This is a genomic window from Spirosoma lituiforme, assembly GCF_054776635.1.
Genome location: NZ_BAAHBO010000002.1, coordinates 454,837 through 476,678, shown reverse-complemented (window position 1 = coordinate 476,678; position 21,842 = coordinate 454,837). Strand labels below are relative to the sequence as shown.

Genomic DNA, 21,842 nt, shown 5'->3' with positions numbered 1-21,842 from the left:
CTTCATGCGTTGATTCAGTGTTGACTGTGGTTCTGAGTCGGCGGCTTATTCTTATGAAACAATTTCTACCATTACTCCTGCTAAGCCTGCTCGGCGCACCCCGTCTGTCAATCGGCGCTAAAGTCGATTCGCTGGACATCCCTTCGGCGGTCATGCAAAAGAACCTGCGGGCAGCCGTTGTTTTACCCAACTCGTACGCTAAAGGCAAAGCGACTTATCCCGTGTTGTATCTGCTGCACGGCGGTGGTGGGCGGTTCAGCGACTGGTTGTCGAAAACGCCGGACAAACAACTTCTGCAAAACCTGTCCGATCAATACAATCTCATTATCGTAACGCCCGAGGGCGAAACCCTGAGTGGCTATCTGGACAGTCCTATCCGGAAAGACAACCAGTTCGAAACGTATATTACCAAAGAGGTTGTCGAAAAGATTGATAATACGTACCGGACCATTCGGGATCGTAAGGGGCGGGTAATTAGTGGATTAAGTATGGGTGGACATGGGGCCTTGTACCTGTCGGCCCGCCATCCGGACCTGTATTGCGCGGCTGGTAGCATGAGTGGCGCCGTTGATCTGGACCGTAAAAACTGGAAACTGACGCCCGAATTCGCCAAGCAGATTACCCCGCAATTTGAACGGATTCTGGGTCCGGCCGGGGCTACCCCCGATGTATACGCGGCTAATTCGGTGGTGAATATGGTCGATAAAATAAAAGCCAATGGCCTGAAGATCATTATCGATTGTGGCGTCGATGATTTCCTGATTGAGCCCAACCGGGAGTTGCACCGGCGGCTTGTGTATAACCAGACGCCCCACGACTATACCGAACATCCGGGTGGGCATACCTGGGAGTATTGGGAGAATTCACTGCCGTCACATATGCTGTTCTTCCATAAAGTCCTGAAAGAAAACGGAGTTGTTACGCCTTGATCGGCGAGGTAATGATTTTGGTAACCGGTTAACTCGTTAGGCTATGAAACAAGTCATGCTTCTCTTCCTGATAACTCGTTCGCTTTCGGCATTTGGGCAATCGCTGATCGTCAAAACCGATAACGGACGCATTGAGGGAACGATCAATAAGTCGGGCGACGTACGGATTTACAAAGGTATCCCGTTCGCGGCCCCGCCGGTCGGAAATCTGCGCTGGAAAGCCCCGCAACCCGTTGCCAACTGGCGCGATGTTCGGAAATGTCAGGTCTTTGGCCCTAGCCCGATGCAGGCGAAACCAGCGCCTTTTATGTACTGGTCGTCGGAGTTTCTGATCCCGGAAACGCCCATCAGCGAAGACTGCCTGTACCTGAATGTGTGGACCGGGGCCAGAACAGCGACCGAAAAACGCCCGGTCATTGTCTTCATTCCCGGTGGTGGTTTCCGAAGCGGGGGAGGGGCCTGCCCAATTTACGACGGGGAATCGATGGCGAAGAAAGGTATCGTATTTGTCAACATCAACTACCGGCTTGGCGTGTTTGGCTTCCTGGCCCACCCCGAACTGTCGGAAGAGTCGGGGCATCACGCATCGGGCAATTACGCCCTGCTCGACATGATTGCCGCCTTACAATGGGTTCGAAAAAACATAGCTGCACTGGGTGGCGACCCCAACAACGTCACTATTGCCGGGCAATCGGCGGGGGCATTCGCGGTCAACTTCCTGACGGCATCACCCCTGGCCAAAGGACTTTTTCAGAAAGCTATCGCCGAGAGTGGCGGCAGTTTTGTGGTCAGCCCCATTCGGCCCAACCTGACCCTACAGGGCGCGGAACAACAGGGTGTGTCGTTTGCTAAGTCTCTGAATGCAAATTCATTGCGTGACCTTCGGGCGTTGCCGGCTGATGCGATTCAGAATGCGAAAGGGGGCCTGAGTTCACCCATTGTCGATGGATATGTTACGCCCGAGCCGATTATGGACAGCTACGCGAAGGCTCGTCAGAGCGATGTTCCGCTCATCGTTGGCTGGAACAAAGACGATAAAATCATGGGCCCTCCCGCCAAAGCCGAGACCTATCGGGAACAGGTAAAGAAGCGATTTGGTGATCGTGCCGACGCCTTTCTGACGGCTTACCCCGCTGAGAACGACGCTGAAGCCGCTCAGTCGCAAGGCAATAGCAACCGGGATGAATCCTTTGGCATTCAGGACTATACATGGGCTAACATGCAGGCCAAAACGGGTAAGGCCCCCGTGTACATGTATAATTTCGACCGACAGCTACCCGCTGCCACGCCACAAGCACAGTTTGGAGCGTTTCACTCGGGCGAAATCGTGTATGCCTATAACAATCTGCATACGCTTGACCGGCCGTGGGAGCCTATCGACCAGCATATTGCCGATGTGATGTCATCGTACTGGGTCAATTTTGCCAGAACCGGCAACCCCAACGGAAATAATTTGCCTGACTGGCCAGCCTACACGCCAACCACTGAACAGGTAATGATCATCGACAAAACCATCAACAGTGCTCCTCTCCCAACAAAGCCACAACTCGCCTTTTGGGAGATGTTTTATGGCGTAATAAAGTAAATTCATAATTGAGTTCATTCGTGGTGCAGAACAACGGAAGAGGCCATCCGAGCGCTGGCCATTCTTGTGTATCAGACCGTCATCTTGTAACTTGGAGTAACCGTAATAACATGAAGAAACAACGTATCTGTATAGGTTTGCTGGGCCTGTTCTCGGCGTCCGTTGCGTTTGGCCAGAACTGGACCGAAGCCAACATGGGGAACTGGACGAAAGTAACCAACAAAGGAGGAAAAACGCTAGGCTACGCGCCCGGTTCGGGTGTAAAGCTGATAACGGAAAAAGGAGTTGCGTTCAAAGACCTGAACAAGAACGGCAAACTGGATAAGTACGAAGACTGGCGCTTACCCGTTGATGTGCGGGCGAAAGACCTGGCCTCTAAATTGACAGTCGACCAGATTGCCGGACTGATGCTGTACAGCAAACACCAGCCCATTCCGGCTGCGGCCGGTGGTCCGTTTGCGGGTACGTATAACGGAAAAATATTTGCTCAAAGTGGGGCTAAAGTAGCCGATCTGTCCGATCAGCAGAAGGAATTTTTAACGAAAGATAACCTGCGGCACGTCCTGATTACGTCGGTGCAAAGCCCCGAAGCCGCAGCTGAGTGGAACAACAATGCACAGGCGCTGGTCGAAAGTCTAGGCCTGGGTATTCCCATCAACAGCAGTTCCGATCCCCGGCATGGTACCCGGGCCGATGCCGAGTTCAACGCCGGAGCGGGCGGGGCCATCTCCATGTGGCCGGGGTCGCTGGGGTTAGCCGCCACCTTTAATCCTGGGTTAGTGCAGCGATTCGGGCAAATTGCCGCTACTGAGTACCGGGCACTGGGTATTGCTACAGCGCTTTCTCCCCAGGTTGATTTAGCCACCGATCCCCGCTGGAACCGTGTCAGTGGCACCTTTGGCGAAGACCCCAAGTTGGCGACCGACATGGCGCGGGCCTACATTGACGGCTTTCAAACCTCGACGGGGGCCAATGAGATCACCGGCGGGTGGGGCTACCACAGCGTTAATGCGATGGTAAAACACTGGCCGGGCGGTGGTTCGGGAGAGGGAGGGCGCGATGCGCACTACGGCTATGGCAAATACGCGGTTTATCCGGGCAAGAACTTTGAAACCCATTTCAAGCCCTTCCTCAACGGGGCCTTCAAGCTGAAAGGGAAAACGGGAATGGCCTCCGCCGTCATGCCTTATTACACGATCTCATTCGATCAGGATAAAAAGTACGGCGAGAATGTTGGAAACAGCTACAACAAATACATTATCCATGATTTACTGCGGACCAAATACAAGTATGATGGGGTAGTGTGTACGGATTGGCTGATTACGGCCGATGAGACCGCCGTGGATGTGTTTCTGACGGGCAAATCGTGGGGCGTCGAGAAGCTTTCTGTGGCCCAGCGGCACTACAAAATACTCATGAACGGGGTCGATCAGTTTGGCGGTAACAATGAATCGAAGCCGGTTATCGACGCGTATCAAATGGGCGTTCAGGAACGTGGTGCCGCGTTCATGCGGAATCGGTTCGAGCAATCGGCGGTTCGGTTGCTGAAGAACATTTTCCGGGTGGGGCTTTTCGAAAATCCCTATCTGGAGCCACAGGTATCACAGCGGTCGGTGGGCACGGCCGAATTTATGAAAGCCGGTTACCAGGCGCAGCTGGAATCGGTGGTGATGCTGAAAAACAACGCCAGTGCGTTACCGCTGACCAAAGGGAAGACTGTGTACATTCCGAAACGATTCACGCCAGCGGGCCGTAATTTCCTGGGTATGCAAATTCCCGAAAAGCTGGATTACCCGGTTAATCTGGCCGTGGTCAAAAAATACTTCACCGTAACCGACAATCCGGCCGAAGCGGACTACGCGCTGGTGTTTATTCAAAGCCCCAATTCGGGTGGAGGCTATGACTCCGACGATGCCAAAGCGGGCGGTACGGGCTATGTGCCGGTTAGTCTGCAATACGGAAATTATACCGCTCAGGGCAGTCGTGATCCCAGCATGGCCGGTGGTGATCCGCTGGAAAAATTCACGAACCGGACCTACAACGGGAAAACGGCGAAAACTATCAACACCTCCGATCTGGGTATGGTAACCGAGACATACACTAAGATGAACGGTAAGCCGGTGATTGTGTCATTGCTGGTTTCGAACCCCACGGTTGTCCGAGAATTCGAGGGCCAGTCAAACGCTATTCTGGCTCACTTCGGTGTGCAGGACCAGGCGTTGCTGGACATTCTGACGGGTGCGCATGAACCCTCAGCGTTGTTACCCATGCAATTCCCCGCCGACATGAAAACCGTTGAAGCACAGGCCGAAGATGTTCCCCGAGACATGACGCCTTACAAAGATTCCGCAGGAAATCTATATGATTTCGGGTTTGGCCTGAACTGGAAAGGTGTTATCAGCGATGCCCGTACCGCTACCTACAAAAAACCAGGTCAGTAGGGGTTGCCATTTCCCCGGTCGGTGTCTTCACGGACCGGGGAAATAGCCTTAATCGAATGGCTACGACCCGCTTACAACCTTGAGTACGTGAATAACTTTTCTAATAACAAAGCCCCGACTCAGAGTTGAGTCGGGGCTTTGTCTAACTGGTTGTAAACCGTTGGTTTATTTTAAAATTGGCTCTAGAGCGGCCCGGTTTTCCTTGAGCCAGTCGTGGATGTCGGTGACGATTTCGCGGATGCCCAGTTCCGGCTTCCAGCCCGTTATGTTGGTCACGTTGGTGTTGTCGGTAATGTAAAGACGGATGTCAGCGGCCCGGTTCTCGGCGACCTCTGTAATGGGGATGGTTTTGCCCGTTACTTCCTGGCAGATTTTGGTCAGTTCCTGCAACGAAGCGCTGCTCTGCTGGCCACCACCTGCGTTCAGAATCTGGCCGTTGACCGCATCCAGATGGTGCAATTCCCAGTCAATCAGTCGGTAGAGGTCAGCAATGTGCAGCATGTCGCGGGTTTGTTTGCCCGTGCCGCCGTAGCCGATGTAGGCCAGCTTCTGCTCGAAAAAGTGTTTGGCGATCCAGAGCACCATGACCCCCTGATCGACTTTGCCCATTTGCCAGGGGCCGGTAATGACGCCACAGCGATTGATAACCGTCTTCAGGCCGTAAAACTCGTTGTATTCCTGAATCAGCAGTTCTGATGCCAGCTTGGTGGTACCATACAGCGACCGGGCACCGTCGAGCGGAAAATTCTCGGCAATTCCCCGCGACGATACGCCCGGTACGGGCTGGTCGTCGGTTAACACAAAACGGGTATCGGCTTCCTCGAAATTCAGGGTTTCGATGGTTTTGATCGGATACACCCGGCTCGTCGACAGAAAGATGAAATTGGCTTTATGCTTCAGCGCGTAGTTGAGACAATTGACGGTACCAAATAAATTAGTGTTGATCAGGTAGTCGGGCGTACCATCCAGACCGGCCAATACGGACGGTTCGGCCGAAGCCTCGATTACGGTATCTACGGCGGGCAGCGCGTCGAAATCTTCTTTATTCCGGATGTCGCCATGCAGAAACTCAATGCCAGCGGCTTTCAGCCGGGCCAGGCTTAATTCCGATCCCCGTCGTTTCAGGTTGTCGAGGGCAAAGATCTGATACTGCGGGTAATTCTGCTTCAGCGAGATTGCCAGCGATGAGCCCACAAACCCGGCTCCACCTGTGATTAATAGCTTCATAAAATAAAGAGTGAAAGAGTGAAAGAGCGAATGAGTGATGGAAACGGGTAGTAGTGTTTACCGCTCTTTCATTCTTTCGCTCTCTCACTCTTTAAATTAGGAGATAATACGTTTGAGTTGGACGTTTTCGACGGGGCGGATAACCAGCGGTACTTTTTCGACCTTAACTGAACTGCTGTCGAGGCCGAACCAACGATCTTCGGGCGTGGTGAATCCTTTTATGGTAAAGTATAAGTTCATGATAAACCGTTCGCGGGCGGGCAGTTCGTTTTCGAACGACAGGAATTTTTCCAGCACAACGAAACGGAAATCGCCGATAACGTTCTGACGGCTAAGGGATTCGTAGCGGCTTGTAATATCCACTTCTTTATTCTTAACCATGTCTTCGATGACTTTGCGGAAGAACAGGTTAATGCGTTGTTCAACCCGGAAACCCAGCTTAAAAGTTACTTTGTAAGCATCGTCCGGGGAGATGGTGTTCACTTTGTACTCCATCGTGTACGGGTCATCCGTTGTATCGACGTGAACAAACCAGTAGATGTCAGCGCGTTTGGGTCGTTTCTGAAAGATCGAGTAAATAATTTTCGACTCAATCTCCGACTGCCGGGCGGCATTGCTCATGAATACAATGTGCGTGGCGTATTTGGGAATACTGATATCCCGGCTCAACTCTTTGATAGCCTGCGTATACTGGTCGATACGAACGTATTCGGTCAGCCGGAGTTTGATCTGGAAAGCTTGTAGCCAGATATACATAATCCCGGCTATGGCCGCGCCAATCATCACGGAAACCCAGCCACCGTGCGGAAATTTGATAAGGTTAGCGATCAGAAATGACCCTTCGATACCCAGATAGACGGTCAGAAAGACCACCACCCACCATGCCTGGTATTTGTGTGTATAGAGATAATACGAAAACAGCAAGGTTGTCATCAGCATCGTCAAGGTAATGGCCAGTCCGTAGGCCGCATCCATGTTCGATGACTCCCGGAAATAAAGAACCACCCCTACGCAACCCGCCCAGAGCAGCATGTTTACGCTGGGCACGTATAACTGTCCTTTCTGCACACTTGGGTACCGTAGCTGAACTTTGGGCCAGAAGTTAAGGCGAATGGCTTCACTAATGAGTGTAAAAGAACCCGTAATGAGGGCCTGGCTGGCAATAACGGCTGCGGCAGTAGCAATGACAATACCGATGGTCAGGAACCAGGGGGGCATTACCTCATAAAAAGGAATACGATCCTTCAGCACCTGTCCCTGAATGCTCAGCAGCCACGCACCTTGACCGAAGTAGTTGAGAACCAGGCACGATTTTACAAATATCCAGCTCACCCGAATGTTCGATCGGCCGCAGTGACCCATGTCGGAATACAAGGCTTCTGCTCCCGTCGTACACAAAAAGACTGATCCCAGAAGCCAGAAGCCACCGGGGTATTCGACGAGTAACCACCACGCGTAATAGGGATTGACGGCGGCCAGAATACCCGGTGCCTGCGCGATCTGGATGATACCGAGCGTACCGAGCATCACAAACCAGACAAGCATAATGGGGCCAAAGGCCGTACCGATTACGTTTGTGCCAAACGCCTGAATCAGGAACAAAATGGTCAGGATGGCGATGACAATCTCAACAATTTCATTGGGCGTAATGGCCGGATAAAGCAGGCGCAGCCCTTCTACCGCCGACGAAACCGAAATAGGGGGGGTAATGATCCCATCGGCCAGCAGCGCCGACCCCCCAATAATGGCCGGGAGCGTAAGCCACCGGGCGTGCCGCCGAACCAGGGCGTACAGGGCAAAAATACCCCCTTCACCCCGGTTATCAGCCCTTAAAATCAAAACGACATACTTGACGGTTGTTTGCAACGTCAGCGTCCAGAGAACGCAGGAGAGCGCACCACGAACAATGTCAGCCCGAATAACATTTCCGGCCCCGATAATTGCCCGGAGCGTGTACAGGGGCGACGTACCAATATCACCATAAATGATGCCCATGGCCACCAAAAGACCGGCAGCTGTAACAGTGTCTATATGCTTCTTATCTTCCATAAAATAGGCTAGCGCCTTCTTGTCTTACGAGCGGGTGGCGAGTCAAAACGGCGCAAAGATAACCGATGTTTACACCGTTTTGACGCGTGTATGGCCGAAAGTTATGCCCGGTCGGGTTATACGAAATCAGGCGGGCAGTTGTCTGGCTAATTTCGATGGAAGAAACTACGGACTTGCCAAAGGAATATCTTGATAATCAACAGGAAACAGTATTTTGCTGAATGTTTATGGTAAAGGGTAATACGTAAACTAAAGTGACAAAAAGTGTGGCTGGTATCGTTGAATAGCCTTTTTGACGTTGGCAAAGTTGAAAAAGATACGCCTTCGAAGCTGAAAAAGTAACCGGCCATTGATAAAACCAAAGGCCAATCTGCATCGTAAGTATCTATATAGTTTTAGTGCGGATTTTGGTTCTGTTTAATTAGGTGTGTTTTGTAGACGGCCCGTTAGCTTAACGGGCCGTCTCTTTGTCGAATAAATAATTAGTATACTTAAAAAGAGATATGTAAAAGAAATACATTACCTTCGCTTCATATACCTGATCCGCTACCAACTGGCAGACTTATCAGCATCCACACCCATGAACGACAGTCAGTTTTACCAGCTGATTGATAACTTAAGCCAATTGCCAGCCTACACAATTGGACGAAGTATCGACAATCAACTGGTCTTATCTCAGGGTAAGGTTAGTGGCTATCATGCCCGGTTGATTCAATGCACGCCAACCAGCTTCGTTCTAGAAGACCTTAGCAGCAAAAATGGCTCGTTTGTCAATGATGTACGGATTACTCGTAAGGTAGTCGACAAGCAGGATAAATTACGGTTTGCCGATACCGTTCTCACCATCGACGAAATGCTGGCTTCGTTAAAGAGCGAGCCCTCCAAGAGCAAACCGCAGGCCGCGCCGGTGGTGACAAAACCGCCAGCCCAACCAGAGGCCAGTGCCCTTGATTATACCCGCGCCTTCGCCGATTTGCAACAGGTGTACGCCCAATATCCGAAACTTAAAAAAGACTGCCGCAATCGGGAGAAAATGATTCGGACGGGTAGCGTTATCCTGTCATCCGTCGTCGGCATAAGCTCGGTGCTGTCGACGGGGGGAGCCGCCTTGCCTTTGCTTCACATCATGTCCGGGGCGGGGCTCAGTATGCTGGTGCCTACCCTGTGCTCCACGCTTTTATCGACCGAAGAGAAGCTGGAAGTTATCGACAAAGAATACCGGGAGAAATACCGTTGCCCCAATCCGGCCTGCCGCGACCCGTTCGGTCCTCGGGAGTGGGAACTGCTCGCTCAGCAAAAGAGCTGCCGCCGTTGCCAGGCCATTTGGGTCAGTTAAAAAAAGTTTTCTCCAGCGCACTTACCTTTTTTGGGTACTCCCTATTCATACACATCAAGCAAGACGTAAATCCTGTATCAACCATGTCGCCATTTTCCAATCAGTCCGATTTGCCAACCGATACGTATTCCATGACACCAGCCAACTCGTCCGCACCTAAAACTGGCGCAAACGCCAATCCGAAAAAAGTATCAGCTATTGCTGCCGCTACTTTATTGTTAGGCGGAGCCGCTTGGGCTGTTATTGATAAGAGTAAGAGTTTTGCGGGCGCGCAGGAATCACCAATTGACGAAGCACAAGAAACGGTAGAAACTATCGGTGTACAAATACCCGAAGATATTAACGTAGCTGGAAAGGTAACCGACAACATGTCGTACGAGCAGGCGTTTGCCACGGCTCGTGAGGAAGTTGGTATGGGCGGGGTGTTTAGCTGGCATGGTAACTGGCACAATACCTTCGAAAAGGAAGAATGGGCTGGTCTGCCGTTGGAGCAACGCCAACAATACACTGAGGATATTGTTGGCGAGAAACTGCCCGTTAAGCCATACGTATCGACCCAAACGGACGCTACTGTTACTTCTGCTTCTACTCCTGAAAATCAGTTGCCCGCAGAGCCCGAACCGACGATTATTGAAGGCTACCTGAACGGCCAGCGCGTTATGGGTCTGGATTACGACCAGGATGGTGTCATCGATACGCTGGTACTGGATGCCAAAGACGGACACACCTACCGCGTGGTCGATGCCAATGGCGATCAGGGATTGGATACCCTCTATCGGTTCGATTCGCTCAATGGTGAACTGGTTGAAATCGAAAAACTGGAGGAACCGTTCGTATTGAGTAACGATCAGTTCAATGAAGAACTGGAAGCCAGCATGTCGGAAGACGTCATGGTGTATATCCTTGAAACGGATATTGAGGAACCTGCTGAAACGTCTGTCGCTGAAACGCCCACTACCGAAACACCTGTCTTGGAAACGGCTACCCCCGAAACGACAGAAACGCCTGATGTACAGAGTTTTCGTGACCACGAGATGGAGGAGTACAGAGCCAATGAGAATGAATACCTCACGGATTCCAATGAGCGCGACGATACGTACATCAACAACGGGGATGTCCGTGACATGCACGAGTAAACCCCATGAGTGGATTTAAAACAACGCTGATCACATGCCAGCAATGCGGCCGACGGATTATGGTTCGGGCGGCCGATGCCGAACGTGGTTCGATTGTCTGTTCGCACGTTGGCTGTGGGGCGGTTAATGCATTACAAGGCGCTTTTCAGTATGACGAAGCCATTGTGCAGGGATTGCCCTCATTCGGTCAGCTGACCTACCTGGGCGACTCCGGAGCAACCTACCCGCTCCGGTTCGGCAGCAACGGTATCGGCACTTCCGACGCCAATGCGGTTCGGGTAGAGCGGTTTGTTCACAACGGGCGCTGCTTTATCAGTCGTCGGCACTGTACGCTGACGGTTACGTTCGACAAGTGGAAAGGGCAGCTACGGTACCACCTTCAGGATGGCGCTCCCGAGCCGGGCTCTCCGGTCAATCAGCCCAGTCTGAACGGCACACTGGTTGACGGTGTACCCATGCTGAAAGCCGAAATCATTGATGTTAATGATCAGTCAATAATTACACTGGGGGGGCTGGATCGGTTTCGTCTGACGCATTTTTCGATACCATCCACCATGCTCGAAACCTATAAGGTCGCGCTGGATTATAACCCGGACCGCACCGAATAATTTATGCATATTCAATCCGCTTTTCCCTTTGCCTTTACGCATATCGGCCAGCGCAGTACCAACCAGGATACCGTGTATCCGGCGGTGGGTACGGCAACCGACAAGACCCAGCTTTTTCTCGTTTGCGATGGTATGGGCGGTGCTGACAAGGGCGAAGTAGCCAGCCACCTGTTGTGTACGGCGATAAAAGACTATGCCTTGGCGATGAATGAGCCTGTTTTTGACCAGGTGCATCTGAACGCTGCACTGGATCGGGCGTATGACGCCTATGAGGCTTATTTTGAGCAGCATCCGCTAGTGAACCGCATGGGCTCTACGCTCGCGTTACTGCAGATTCATCAGTATGGCGTTACCGTAGCGTACCTGGGCGACAGCCGGATTTATCAGCTTCGGGCGGGTAAAATCATTTTTCAGACCCGCGATCATCGACAGGTGAACGAGATGGTCGAGTCGGGTATCATTACGGCCGCTCAGGCGTTGTCGCATCCGTGGCGCAACCGGCTGAGCCGGGCGGTGGTAGCTAGTTCCGATGATAAAAAAGGCCAGTCGTCCCGCTCGGTTCCCGAGGTGGTTACCCGGACGGATATTCAGGCCGGCGATTATTTTTTCATGTGTACCGATGGGGTACTCGAACGGATGGACGACTACGTGCTGGAGACGGTACTGGGCAGTAACCTGCCCGATCTGACCAAAATACAGTCGTTACAGTCCATGTGTGGCGACGAAACAAAAGACAATTATTCGGGCTATCTGATCGGCATTAGTTACGTAAAACAAGCCGAGCCGGTCCACTCGCCCGATTCCCTGACTAATTATGCTGATTAATGTACTGGTCTGTTTGACGTTGTTCTTTGGGCATCCGGCCAGGGCTGTATCCGGAAATACCTATGCGGTCGTCGTAGGCATTTCCGATTATCGGGCCCTCTCGTATGCATCGGGCGATTTACGGTTTGCCGATCGGGATGCCGGGAAGATGGTTACTTTTTTACGCAGCAAGGCGGGGGGGAATGTCGCCGGGGCAAATATCCGGCTCCTCACCAATCGGCAGGCAACCCTGGCCGAGGTCAAGCAGGCCTTGCAACTCTTTCGGAAGGCGGGTAAGAACGACCGGGTCATTCTGTACTTTTCGGGACACGGTGTACCCGGTAGTTTTGCGCCGTACGATGCCCGTCCCGGCGATCAGCGGACGATGCTATCGTATCAGGCCATCAAAACGGCTTTTCATGATTCGCCGGCCATCACCAAACTGTGCATTGCCGATGCCTGTATGTCTGGCGGAATGACGCAACCGAAAACCAGCCGCCCGTCCATCGAGAGTAAGACCAACGATGGCAGTAATGTCGCGATGATACTGGCCAGTCGGTCCACGCAGTATGCCGTTGAAGATGGCCAGCTGGCGGGGGGCGCTTTCACACACTTTCTGATCGAGGGCCTGACCGGGCAGGGCGATCTGGATGGCAACCGGATTGTAACGATCCGGGAGTTGCACCGGTACGTGGGGCCGCAGGTCAGGAAACGGACCAGGGGTCGTCAAACACCGATGTTCTACGGGCGCTTTTCGGATGGTTTGCCCTTATCGTATCTGTAGATTCAGGAAGCGCCGTGCCACGGGTCGACTCGTGGCACGGCTCTTTCATTATTGGCTTATTAATAAGAGATATGCCTCAAACCTTTACGTCATTTAAGGACTTTAAACAACGATACCCCATCCGTCCCAACGACGATGGGGCTTTGCTGGGTAGTGGCTCGTACGGGCGGGTCATAAAAGTGGAAGATCAGCTCGAGACCGAATGGGTCGCCGTTAAAATAAGCGAGTTCAAAGGCAACGATACCAAGTCGCTGAAGGCGGAGGTCGAGCTGGCGCAGCGCGTACCCCGGCAGGCCAATATTGCCCGGTACGATGCCTGTTACCGGCTCGAAACGGACACCAGCGTGAGTGACTTCGCCATCATGAAGTACTATCCGGACGGTAATCTGGTCGATCTGTTCCAGCGTGTCGCGTTAACACCTGCCCAGATATACGACATTACACAGGGCATTTTGCTGGGTCTCCAGCATCTGCATCGTAACCGGATCGTTCACCGCGACTTCAAACCGGCCAACATCCTGATCTCCCGCGATAATGCCGGTCGGTTTATTCCCAAAATAGCGGATTTTGGCTTGAGCAAGCTGGTGAGCGACGACGAGCTGGACAGTTCCGACTTCGATCTGAGCGACGGGCGGGGAACGCCATCCTACAAAGCACCGGAGCAGATTGAAGGGAGCCGGGTGAGTTTTAACCTCGATTTATGGGCGTTTGGCGTCATCCTGTACGAAATGATGACGGGCGAGAAGCCTTTCCGGTCCGACCTGCGCAACAGCAGTGAGCAATCCGTTCGGCGCGAAATCGAGAAGAAAATCATGACCGTTGAATTGCCTGACCGACTGAATCAGGTTGTTGAACCGTACCGGACGATTATTCGGCGATGTCTGGTGCGGGACATCCACGAGCGTGCGCGCAAGGAGCAGGAGTTACTGGATTTGCTCGATGCAATTCCGCAACTGATTGCCGAAGCGAAGGAACTGGTCAACAGACAGGAATATAAACTGGCCATTGCCCTGTATGAGCAGGTTCTCGCTAAACGTGAAGCCCATCCCGAGGCTCAGCAGGGGCTAGAGCAGTGTGAACTGGGCCTACAGCGCCAACACCAGGCTAACTTACTGAAGGAAGCCGACGACCTGATGTACCAACGGCTTTTTGCGCAGGCCAAAGACCTGTACGAGCAGGTGCTGCAACTAAATCCGGTTGAAGAAACGGCCATGCGTGGGCTGGCTTTGTGCATCGAAGCTCTCCGCCCAAAAACACAGGTACCGGAACCCGAACTGACGGATGTTTATCAGGAGGAGCGCACCGACGTTTACGTACCGACCCCTGAGCCGGTTGCGAAGCCTGCCAGACCGGTAGCCGTTCAGGAAGCAAAGCCAAAGCGCGAGCCAGTACGGGAAACGAAACCCGTTTCCGTACCACTGAAGAAAGCCCCCGTCAACCCCGTTAGCCAGCCACCTGTTCTACCGCCGGTTAATCAGTCCATTCTTGTCGATCCGGTTGGTCGTTCGTTTCCCTGGCGGGTCGTTGCGCCCATAGCCCTCGTGGTCGGGGGCCTTGTGCTGTACATGAATCTGCCAGGTAACAACCCGGTAACGCAAGTGCCAACGGGTAAACCAGAGAGCACATCAATGGCTACAGTGGGACCAACAATTCGGTTAACTCCAACACCGGAGAAAGGATCGAAAGAGATAAAACGAGTAGCAGGTGAATCGGAAAGTGAGATGGAGACACGAATAGACGTAGCTCTGAAGAAGGCGCAACGGTTCTACCAGCAGAAAGATTACATGGGTGTTATTACTATGACCAACAGCGCCTTAAAGCTTGACCCTAGCCGTCGGGATGTAGTTGCGCTACGTGCCGCTGCTCTAAAGGCTGTAAAAGAAATACCAGAAAAAACATCGGAGGAGAAGAAAGCGGAAGCACCCGTTACGGGAACGACAGAAGCGCCGAAGGGTACGGAGTCGGATAAGCCAAAGCCTGTAGAACCCGTCGCCGAAAGCCCTAAAAATGCGAAGGCAGAAGCGCAGGATAAATACGATCAGCTAATAGAAAACGGCCAGAAAGCCATTGCGAAGGGCAACAACAAGGCGAAAGCCATAACTGATTTTGCGGAAGCACGCGCGCTGGCAAAAGAACATGACCTGACCACCAGCAAAGCCGAAGCCGCTTACACCACCTACATGGCGACCGCCAACAGAATCTTCGACCGGGACGAGTTTGAGGGCGCTAAAGACTGGTATCAGGTAGCCAAGTCGCTGAAAGACACCGAAGAAGTTCGTCGGAAAATTAAACTATGTAACAACCAGTAACCCAATCTTATGCGTAAACCAGTACATCTTTTTATCCTTGCCTTATTGCTATCGTTCGCGCTGGTGCCTTCCGTCAAGGCACTGGGCCGGACGTCGGTTGCCGTCATTGTCGATGACGAGTATGATCGGTACAAAAAACGGGGCGACGCCCTGTTTAAAGAAGGTAAATACCAGGAAGCCCGCCGGCAGTATCAGAACTGCCTGGAAGTGCCCGGCTTCGAAAATGACCCCTACGCGAAGGAGCAGATTCAGGAATGTACGACCGGCATTGCTTTGCGCCAGCAGGCCGACGACGCTGTGCTGCAGGGAAAAGGCGCGGACGCCGTCAAGGCTCTGGATCAATTGCTGAACCTGAACCCCGACGACCTGATCACCAAGGGACAGTTTGCCGATTATTACGAACGGGAAGGTAATCAGCTGTTTAACCAGAAACGGTATGGTCAAGCCAGAGAGAGTTACACCAAAGCCCTCAATTACACAACGACCCGCCAGGAAACGCTCCGCCTTCAGATCAGGACAATCGATAACGTAACAAAGCCATCTAAACACGTAGGAATAAAGGTCGTTACGGGCTTGGTTGCTGTGGGTGCGGGGGCCTATGCCGCCCTGTTGCGGAGTGACTACCAGTCGAAAATGAGCACACTGGCACAAGTTAGCCAAACGACTGATCCTACCGGAAGTGGCATTATCGCTGACCCTGATAGCTACCGCCAATATAATACTGCCTATAACGCGGCTCAGGATGCCCAGCAAAAGAACGGTTTATTTAAAGCTTGTTTGGGTGTTGCTGCCGTGGCAACCGTAGCCGAACTATACTTATTACTGCACAAGCCGAAACCGCGCGCGAGTGCGATTCAATGGAAGCCTTCGTCCCAATCGTGGGGCTTAGCCATTAGCCATACATTTTAACTTCTCATATTCATATCCTTTCTTCCATACAAATGAAGACATTACGTACTTATCTCCTTATTCTTTTTTCAATCTTCGGATTTGGCAGTTTGCTCTTAAGCTGCGGCAACTGGGAGGTTCCTACCAAAAAAACGCAGCGCGAATGTGTTAAACCATCGGGTACGCTCAATAATGTCATTTCGCAGCGGAAAGCCGATTTTTCGATCAGTAACAGCGGAGGAACCACGGACAAAGTGACTTGGGATTTTGGTGATAACAATTCGGCAGTTACCACGGGAATGACCGTGAGTTACACGTATCCCTCTAACGGTACTTATACCGTGAAGGCTACGATGGCGAATACCTGCGGTCAGGAAACGACGATTCAGCAGACAATTACTGTAAGCGACGCGGTTAATCCGACGGTGACAATACAGGCGATTTCGGGTGTCTCAACCACAACGGCACTAGCCGGAATGACCATAACATCCAACGGGAATGCAACAATTACCCAGTATGGCCTTTGTTACTCGACTACGAACCAGGCACCAAATAAAGATAGTGATCCTATACTATTGGGTGCCTTACCAGCCCCTCTTGGCACGTCTACCCCTTTGTCATTAACAAGCCTCCAACCCAATACGATTTACTACGTCCGTAGTTTTGCCACCAATGCCGCCAATAAAACCAGTTATAGTACTACCGTACAGACATTCCAGACGGGGCAAGATCCTATAGTTATTACAAATGGTACTGCCAGTGTAGGCTATGCAACGGCTTCGATCAATCTGATCGTGCAGCATCTGGGTAACCCGGTTGCTAAAGAGTATGGTATCTATTACTCATCAACGACCAATAACCCCGACGTAAATAGTACTTCGGCTAAAGCCAGCGGACCCGTCGTAGGGGTCAATATAGTTCTCAATCTGAACGACTTAACTGCCAGCAAAACCTACTATTATCGTGCGTTCGCCCGGACGGCATCGGATCAGATTATATATGGACCGATTATGTCCTTCACAACCCAGGCCGATCCTGTTGCTCAGGACCTGATTGCTTCCATCGCATTCACAGACCAATCGCTTGTAGACGTAAGTGGGTACAATAACCACGTTAAGCTGGTTGATAATCCAACCTTTACAACCGATCACAATGGTAAGCCCAACTCGGCCATTTTTCTGGATGGAGTGAATGACTATTTCTACATGTCTGAGAATAGTAGTCTAAATCCAGAAGCGTTGTCAGTAAGTGTCTGGTTTAAAATGTCTTCTTTTACGCACCGGATGCAGATTTATAACAAATCGCGATTCAGCGATAGCGCCTTCGAAACGTATAGCGCGCTCTTGAAATTGGAAAACGATCAGGGGCCCAATACAGTGGTTATGACCAATATCAAACAAAACAGCGCATGTCAACCGGGTAAAGGATGGCTGGATTTTCCCTTCACCAGTCGGATTGAAGTGAATACATGGTATCATCTTGTATTCACCTATAGCGGAAAAACCGTACGAATGTATCTGAACAATGTACCACTATACACAAATACTGACCTTCCATACAGTACGATGGATAAATGCCCCGGTGCTGATTTGAAATTTGGGGCAGCTATTCAGGGGCTCAACTGGTTTTTCCACGGAGCCATGGACGACATTCGTATCTATAAACGGGCGTTGACGGCCAGCGAAGTGGACATACTATACAAGCAATAACAACACCTTACTCGACCTTCTTCAGCACGCGTTTCGCCAGTGATTGAAAAGGATGGGCCTTGTCTGTACTGATTCGTTTCAGTAGGGGCAGGGCCTTTTCTTTTTGATTGGTCTTTACGTAGGCCAGGGCCAGAAACCATTCCGATTTCTGCCGAAGTTTGCCGGACGATGCCGCCTGTGCTTTCGTTAACAGCGGAACGGCCTCGACGGGTTGCTTGTTGGCCAGATAGCTCAGACCCAGAAAATAATTCCGGTACGGAAGCGTCTGCTTGTCGGCGGGCAGGGTTTTCAACTGCTCGATAACGGTATCGTACTTCCCCGATTTGTAGGCCGTCATAGCATCCAGAAACTGATCCCGGACGGACGGAGCCATCTGGCCGGACGGAAAATCTTTCATCAGATCGGTTGTCGGGTCCGACGAGAACGTCTCGGCATAGGCAATATCCGTCTGCCGATTTGTGGTTTGCTGGTACACAAGATACCCCACGCCCAACACCAAAACGACCGAAGCAGCCGCAGCCCAGTACCGCCAGGAAACCAGCGGCCGAACCACGGTCTGGTTAACCGGTGCTGTTTCGGCTGGTGCCGAAGTGGCTTCGTACTGTGCTTTGGCCCGTTCGAGGGCGCGTTCGATGCCCAGCGCCCGCAGGCCCAGCCGGATATCGCGCTGCCGGTCAACCTCGGCCTGGAGTTCGGCGTCGGCCTTTACATCATTCTCAAAGGCCACCCGATCAACAGCCGACAGCTCGTTGGTCAAGTAAGCCTCAATAAGTTCGTACTGTTCTTCTGATAAATTCATAGCCCTCGCTGAGTCGCGGTTTTCAGGTAAAACGTTTTCAGCTTTTCGGCGCAGTCGTAGCGCTTCGATTTAACCGAGGATTCTTTCATGCCCAGCCGTTCGGCAATGTCCCGCAGTGACAGCTCGTCCACGTAAAACCACTCGATTAGTTTCCGGCATTCACCCTTAAGCTGATCCAGCGATTTTCGAACGGCGTCGACAATGTCCAGGCGCTCCAAGTCCTTTACTGTATCGGCGGTATCGGGCATGTCGTAATCCTCCGATAAGACAGCTTTTGTCCGGAACCGAGCCGATTTCAGTTCGGTCTGCCACACGCGTTTACAATACTCGAAGACGACCGTGGTAATGCGGGCCTCTGCCTGAAGCTGGTATTTCCCGGTTTCTACGTTGAGCAAAAAATTAAGTAATCCCTTCTGAAACGAATCTTCGGCGTCCATCTCGGAGCCACTGTTCGACAATACCCAGTAGCGAAAGGAAGGAAACACATCCGCGTACAGGTACTGATAAGCCCGCTCATTGCGACGTGTCAGGGCAGTATAAAATTCGAGTTCCGTTGAGAAGACAGGAAGCGGTCGGGTTGACATAAGGCTGTAGAATGGGCGAATATAACCCCCAATGGCCCATAATCATACCTATCCGCTACTTATCGGTTAATAGGCGAACCCTCGAAAAGGTCAGTGAAAATAATTTTTTAAAATTTCTCATTACGGCCCCTCACCTTTTTGCCACTCCGGCTATAGACAGTCGAAAACAAACTGATTTCGCTTTCCGCTTCCTGTCACATCCACAAACCAGAGTACCGACTACTAATTCTTTTCACACAATTCACAATCAATTATGTCAATGAATTTATCTAGCCCGTCTACCGATTCATCATCCGTTAATGCCGACGATCATTACTTCTACCACACCGTTGATTTGCCCGGTCTGGGCGAAATGAAAGGTGAATGGGATTTGCGGGAGTTTGCCGACGATTACCTGGGCCACGTCGACCTGACCAACAAACGGGTGCTCGAAATGGGAGCGGCCAACGGGTTTCTGACCTTCTACATGGAAAAAAAAGGAGCTTCCGTGGTGAGTTACGATCTGTCGCCCGAGCAGGACTGGGATATGGTTCCGTTTGCCCACAAAGACGGGGCGGCCTGGGCGCCCAAACGCAAGAACCACATCCGAAAACTTAATAACGCCTATCGCCTGAGCCATTCGCTGTTCAAGTCGAAAGCACAGCTTGTACACGGCACCGTGTATGCCATTCCCGAAACCGTTGGCCTGGTGGATGTCAGTACATTCGGCAGTATTTTACTCCACGTACGGGACCCCTTTCTGGCGATGGAACAAGTCGCAAAGATCACGCGGGAAACCATTATCATCACGGAGATTCTGGACACCAGTCGCCAGAAAATCATAAACCAGCTATTTGGCTGGATGGGCGAATCGACGGTGCGCAAAATCCGCAGTAAGCTACTGGGGCCATCCCTGATCTTCCGACCCAATGCCGCCGTCGGGCATCCCGAAGAAACCTGGTGGCACTTCACCCCCGAATTTCTGGAGCAGGCATTGGGCGTGCTGGGTTTCGGCAACATTCAGATCAAATACCACAAGCAATTCTTTGCGCAGCATAACAAAACGCAGCTCATGTACACCATTGTCGCCAGGCGAACGGTGCCGATGAAGTAGGCTTAGCTGCCTATCATTTTCCTTCTCTATTCGTACTGCTTTTGTTAACGTTCCGCAAGCCAATCAGGCTTGCGGAGGGGCAGTTCGTTGCCCGGTGATTCTTAATAATACGAATGCTATCCACTAAACATAATTGATCATGGATGTTTCATCGAAATACTTCGCGCAGTTCAGTCAGCGCAATCCTTACCAGCTTCGGTTTTTATGGGCGTTTTTGCTGGACATTAAACGGGTTGGAAAAGTAAGAGAACTCGTTTCTTTCTTACTGTGGGAACTAACGCACAGGCTTCGTTTTTACCAGGCCGGGAATAAGTACGTCCGGTTTACGAACGATGCCTGCCTGACCATCTCGCAGGAAGGAGCCTGGTTGGTCGAAGAAGCGGTGACCGGCTCATTTTTAGCGGCTCAGGGTTTGTGTTTTCAACCGGTAGCGATCAACTGGAAATACTGCGTCGAACGAGCCGACGGCCTGCTGTGGGGTTGCTGCTACGAAGACCTGACAACGCTGTATCGTAGCGACGACCAGAGTCAATCGGCTACTCGTATGTACACGTTTGAGTATCCGATCACGTCGATTTTCCTTAGCCAGTACAATGGTCTGTTTGTTTGCGCAAACGGCGTTGTTTACAAAAGCAGTGACGAGGGTAAATCCTTCGGGCGTGTTTTACAACTCTCTACGCCGATCAGCTATTTCCTGTTCGACAATGGTATGACCGAACTGCCCGACCACACGCTGATGATTGGCGAATATGGCTCGCTCTGGCATGGCAAAAGCTGGCAGAATCTCGCGTTTCTCTACCACTCATCAGACGGAGGAAATACGTGGCATACCTCGGACTTTCTCATTCGTCAGGGGGTTAACAAACACGTTCACGTTGTTAAATACTCCGCACACCTGCAATCGGTACTACTGACCGACGGGGATAACAAAAAGCAGGTATGGCAAAATACGACCCTGTCTCACTTCAATAACCAAGCAGATAAGCGACGGGCGGGATGGCAGTTGATCAACAGGCACCATCACCAGACCGGCGGTTACCTGTCGATGGCCGAAACGGACGAGGCCGTCTTGTTTGGCAGTGATTATCTGGGGGGCACAAATTTCATTGTGAAAACCCTGGACGGCAAACAGTTCGAAAAACTCGTGCTGCCCGATCCGTACCGTCGCAGCCCCGTCATGAACATGCGGGCCCGACAATCGCCGACGGGTAAAGAGATCTGGGCGGTTTCCTACAGTTGCCTGTCCGGGAAAGCAAAGAGTGTGCTCCTGTGCACAAAAGATTCGGGGAAATCGTGGGCACGGATTGTTGAATTCGACGGGGCCACCCACGAGGTCCGTCTGGCCAGCGCCACCCAAAACGCATCCAAGACACTCTATATTTCTATAACTAACTTCGATCATCGCGGGGATCAACATCGCGTATACAAGCTGGTTGCAGACAAGATCGCCGGGGGGGGCGCTGATTATTCCAGTGAATTGACTTCTTGTATGTCAATAAGTTGTTGACATCAGATTGCTTCAGAAGTCATCTTCAACCTAAACAGGACTTACGCAAAAGCC

17 protein-coding genes are annotated in these 21,842 nt (G+C 51.8%); 13 read left to right on the top strand and 4 right to left on the bottom strand.

The genetic code is table 11. From position 1 onward, the window contains the following. Positions 1 to 53: 53 nt before the first annotated feature. The 3 genes from ACYU87_RS10420 (at position 54) to ACYU87_RS10410 (ending at position 4,955) form a co-directional block, all read left to right on the top strand. Positions 54 to 929: an alpha/beta hydrolase gene (locus ACYU87_RS10420; RefSeq protein WP_461134004.1), complete on the top strand. Its 876-nt coding sequence runs from the start codon at positions 54 to 56 to the stop codon at positions 927 to 929. A gap of 43 nt (positions 930 to 972) precedes the next feature. Next, the gene (locus ACYU87_RS10415) at positions 973 to 2,514 is read left to right on the top strand and encodes a carboxylesterase/lipase family protein (RefSeq protein WP_461134003.1); all 1,542 of its coding nucleotides are present in this window, start codon (positions 973 to 975) and stop codon (positions 2,512 to 2,514) included. 110 nt (positions 2,515 to 2,624) lie between these two features. Then, positions 2,625 to 4,955 carry a glycoside hydrolase family 3 protein gene (locus ACYU87_RS10410; RefSeq protein WP_461134002.1) on the top strand — a complete coding sequence of 777 codons (2,331 nt, stop codon included), beginning with the start codon at positions 2,625 to 2,627 and terminating at the stop codon, positions 4,953 to 4,955. Between the two features lie 165 nt (positions 4,956 to 5,120). On the opposite strand, the gene ACYU87_RS10405 is transcribed toward ACYU87_RS10410, so the two are convergent. Then, positions 5,121 to 6,182, bottom strand: a complete 1,062-nt coding sequence (locus tag ACYU87_RS10405; protein ID WP_461134001.1) for an NAD-dependent epimerase/dehydratase family protein — start codon at positions 6,180 to 6,182, stop codon at positions 5,121 to 5,123. Positions 6,183 to 6,278: 96 nt separating this feature from the next. Continuing rightward, the gene (locus tag ACYU87_RS10400) at positions 6,279 to 8,231 is read right to left on the bottom strand and encodes a KUP/HAK/KT family potassium transporter (protein WP_461134000.1); all 1,953 of its coding nucleotides are present in this window, start codon (positions 8,229 to 8,231) and stop codon (positions 6,279 to 6,281) included. Between the two features lie 580 nt (positions 8,232 to 8,811). Between ACYU87_RS10400 and ACYU87_RS10395 the strand changes: the two genes are divergently transcribed. The 8 genes from ACYU87_RS10395 to ACYU87_RS10360 all read left to right on the top strand — a co-directional run bounded on the left by ACYU87_RS10395 (position 8,812) and on the right by ACYU87_RS10360 (position 17,805). After that, entirely contained in the window at positions 8,812 to 9,567 is a 756-nt protein-coding gene (locus tag ACYU87_RS10395; protein ID WP_461133999.1) for an FHA domain-containing protein, read from the top strand. An 83-nt stretch (positions 9,568 to 9,650) separates the two neighbouring features. Next, positions 9,651 to 10,703: a hypothetical protein gene (locus ACYU87_RS10390; RefSeq protein ID WP_461133998.1), complete on the top strand. Its 1,053-nt coding sequence runs from the start codon at positions 9,651 to 9,653 to the stop codon at positions 10,701 to 10,703. A gap of 5 nt (positions 10,704 to 10,708) precedes the next feature. Beyond that, positions 10,709 to 11,311 carry an FHA domain-containing protein gene (locus tag ACYU87_RS10385; RefSeq protein WP_461133997.1) on the top strand — a complete coding sequence of 201 codons (603 nt, stop codon included), beginning with the start codon at positions 10,709 to 10,711 and terminating at the stop codon, positions 11,309 to 11,311. A gap of 3 nt (positions 11,312 to 11,314) precedes the next feature. Then, the gene (locus tag ACYU87_RS10380; protein ID WP_461133996.1) at positions 11,315 to 12,136 is read left to right on the top strand and encodes a PP2C family protein-serine/threonine phosphatase; all 822 of its coding nucleotides are present in this window, start codon (positions 11,315 to 11,317) and stop codon (positions 12,134 to 12,136) included. Then, a complete protein-coding gene (locus tag ACYU87_RS10375) occupies positions 12,126 to 12,899 on the top strand; it encodes a caspase family protein (RefSeq protein WP_461133995.1) in 774 nt (257 codons plus the stop codon). The genes ACYU87_RS10380 and ACYU87_RS10375 overlap by 11 nt, the downstream gene beginning before the upstream one ends. 71 nt (positions 12,900 to 12,970) lie before the next feature. Beyond that, a complete protein-coding gene (locus tag ACYU87_RS10370; RefSeq protein ID WP_461133994.1) occupies positions 12,971 to 15,208 on the top strand; it encodes a serine/threonine-protein kinase in 2,238 nt (745 codons plus the stop codon). 9 nt (positions 15,209 to 15,217) lie between these two features. Then, positions 15,218 to 16,117 carry a tetratricopeptide repeat protein gene (locus ACYU87_RS10365; RefSeq protein ID WP_461133993.1) on the top strand — a complete coding sequence of 300 codons (900 nt, stop codon included), beginning with the start codon at positions 15,218 to 15,220 and terminating at the stop codon, positions 16,115 to 16,117. Positions 16,118 to 16,149: 32 nt separating this feature from the next. Then, positions 16,150 to 17,805 (top strand): LamG-like jellyroll fold domain-containing protein, encoded by a 1,656-nt coding sequence (locus ACYU87_RS10360; RefSeq protein ID WP_461133992.1) that lies wholly within the window; start codon positions 16,150 to 16,152, stop codon positions 17,803 to 17,805. A 7-nt stretch (positions 17,806 to 17,812) separates the two neighbouring features. Here ACYU87_RS10360 and ACYU87_RS10355 read toward each other — a convergent pair whose 3' ends face one another. Next, on the bottom strand, positions 17,813 to 18,604 hold the full coding sequence (locus ACYU87_RS10355) for a hypothetical protein (RefSeq protein ID WP_461133991.1): 792 nt from the start codon (positions 18,602 to 18,604) through the stop codon (positions 17,813 to 17,815). After that, positions 18,601 to 19,188 (bottom strand): RNA polymerase sigma factor, encoded by a 588-nt coding sequence (locus ACYU87_RS10350; protein ID WP_461133990.1) that lies wholly within the window; start codon positions 19,186 to 19,188, stop codon positions 18,601 to 18,603. Before ACYU87_RS10350 ends, ACYU87_RS10355 begins: the two co-directional genes overlap by 4 nt. A 259-nt stretch (positions 19,189 to 19,447) precedes the next feature. Between ACYU87_RS10350 and ACYU87_RS10345 the strand changes: the two genes are divergently transcribed. Both ACYU87_RS10345 and ACYU87_RS10340 read left to right on the top strand, forming a co-directional pair. Then, positions 19,448 to 20,281 (top strand): class I SAM-dependent methyltransferase, encoded by an 834-nt coding sequence (locus tag ACYU87_RS10345; protein WP_461133989.1) that lies wholly within the window; start codon positions 19,448 to 19,450, stop codon positions 20,279 to 20,281. 139 nt (positions 20,282 to 20,420) lie between these two features. Continuing rightward, positions 20,421 to 21,788, top strand: a complete 1,368-nt coding sequence (locus ACYU87_RS10340; protein ID WP_461133988.1) for a beta propeller repeat protein — start codon at positions 20,421 to 20,423, stop codon at positions 21,786 to 21,788. The last annotated feature ends 54 nt before the right edge of the window (positions 21,789 to 21,842 follow it).

What these genes read in the sequence shown, in the direction of transcription:
- ACYU87_RS10355 (WP_461133991.1), bottom strand. Translation starts at nt 18,604, where the DNA reads ATGAATTTATCAGAAGAACAGTACGAACTTATTGAGGCTTACTTGACC.
- ACYU87_RS10365 (WP_461133993.1), top strand. Translation starts at nt 15,218, where the DNA reads ATGCGTAAACCAGTACATCTTTTTATCCTTGCCTTATTGCTATCGTTC.
- ACYU87_RS10385 (WP_461133997.1), top strand. Translation starts at nt 10,709, where the DNA reads ATGAGTGGATTTAAAACAACGCTGATCACATGCCAGCAATGCGGCCGA.
- ACYU87_RS10400 (WP_461134000.1), bottom strand. Translation starts at nt 8,231, where the DNA reads ATGGAAGATAAGAAGCATATAGACACTGTTACAGCTGCCGGTCTTTTG.
- ACYU87_RS10410 (WP_461134002.1), top strand. Translation starts at nt 2,625, where the DNA reads ATGAAGAAACAACGTATCTGTATAGGTTTGCTGGGCCTGTTCTCGGCG.
- ACYU87_RS10395 (WP_461133999.1), top strand. Translation starts at nt 8,812, where the DNA reads ATGAACGACAGTCAGTTTTACCAGCTGATTGATAACTTAAGCCAATTG.
- ACYU87_RS10340 (WP_461133988.1), top strand. Translation starts at nt 20,421, where the DNA reads ATGGATGTTTCATCGAAATACTTCGCGCAGTTCAGTCAGCGCAATCCT.
- ACYU87_RS10360 (WP_461133992.1), top strand. Translation starts at nt 16,150, where the DNA reads ATGAAGACATTACGTACTTATCTCCTTATTCTTTTTTCAATCTTCGGA.
- ACYU87_RS10350 (WP_461133990.1), bottom strand. Translation starts at nt 19,188, where the DNA reads ATGTCAACCCGACCGCTTCCTGTCTTCTCAACGGAACTCGAATTTTAT.
- ACYU87_RS10380 (WP_461133996.1), top strand. Translation starts at nt 11,315, where the DNA reads ATGCATATTCAATCCGCTTTTCCCTTTGCCTTTACGCATATCGGCCAG.
- ACYU87_RS10405 (WP_461134001.1), bottom strand. Translation starts at nt 6,182, where the DNA reads ATGAAGCTATTAATCACAGGTGGAGCCGGGTTTGTGGGCTCATCGCTG.
- ACYU87_RS10370 (WP_461133994.1), top strand. Translation starts at nt 12,971, where the DNA reads ATGCCTCAAACCTTTACGTCATTTAAGGACTTTAAACAACGATACCCC.
- ACYU87_RS10415 (WP_461134003.1), top strand. Translation starts at nt 973, where the DNA reads ATGAAACAAGTCATGCTTCTCTTCCTGATAACTCGTTCGCTTTCGGCA.
- ACYU87_RS10420 (WP_461134004.1), top strand. Translation starts at nt 54, where the DNA reads ATGAAACAATTTCTACCATTACTCCTGCTAAGCCTGCTCGGCGCACCC.
- ACYU87_RS10390 (WP_461133998.1), top strand. Translation starts at nt 9,651, where the DNA reads ATGTCGCCATTTTCCAATCAGTCCGATTTGCCAACCGATACGTATTCC.
- ACYU87_RS10345 (WP_461133989.1), top strand. Translation starts at nt 19,448, where the DNA reads ATGAATTTATCTAGCCCGTCTACCGATTCATCATCCGTTAATGCCGAC.
- ACYU87_RS10375 (WP_461133995.1), top strand. Translation starts at nt 12,126, where the DNA reads ATGCTGATTAATGTACTGGTCTGTTTGACGTTGTTCTTTGGGCATCCG.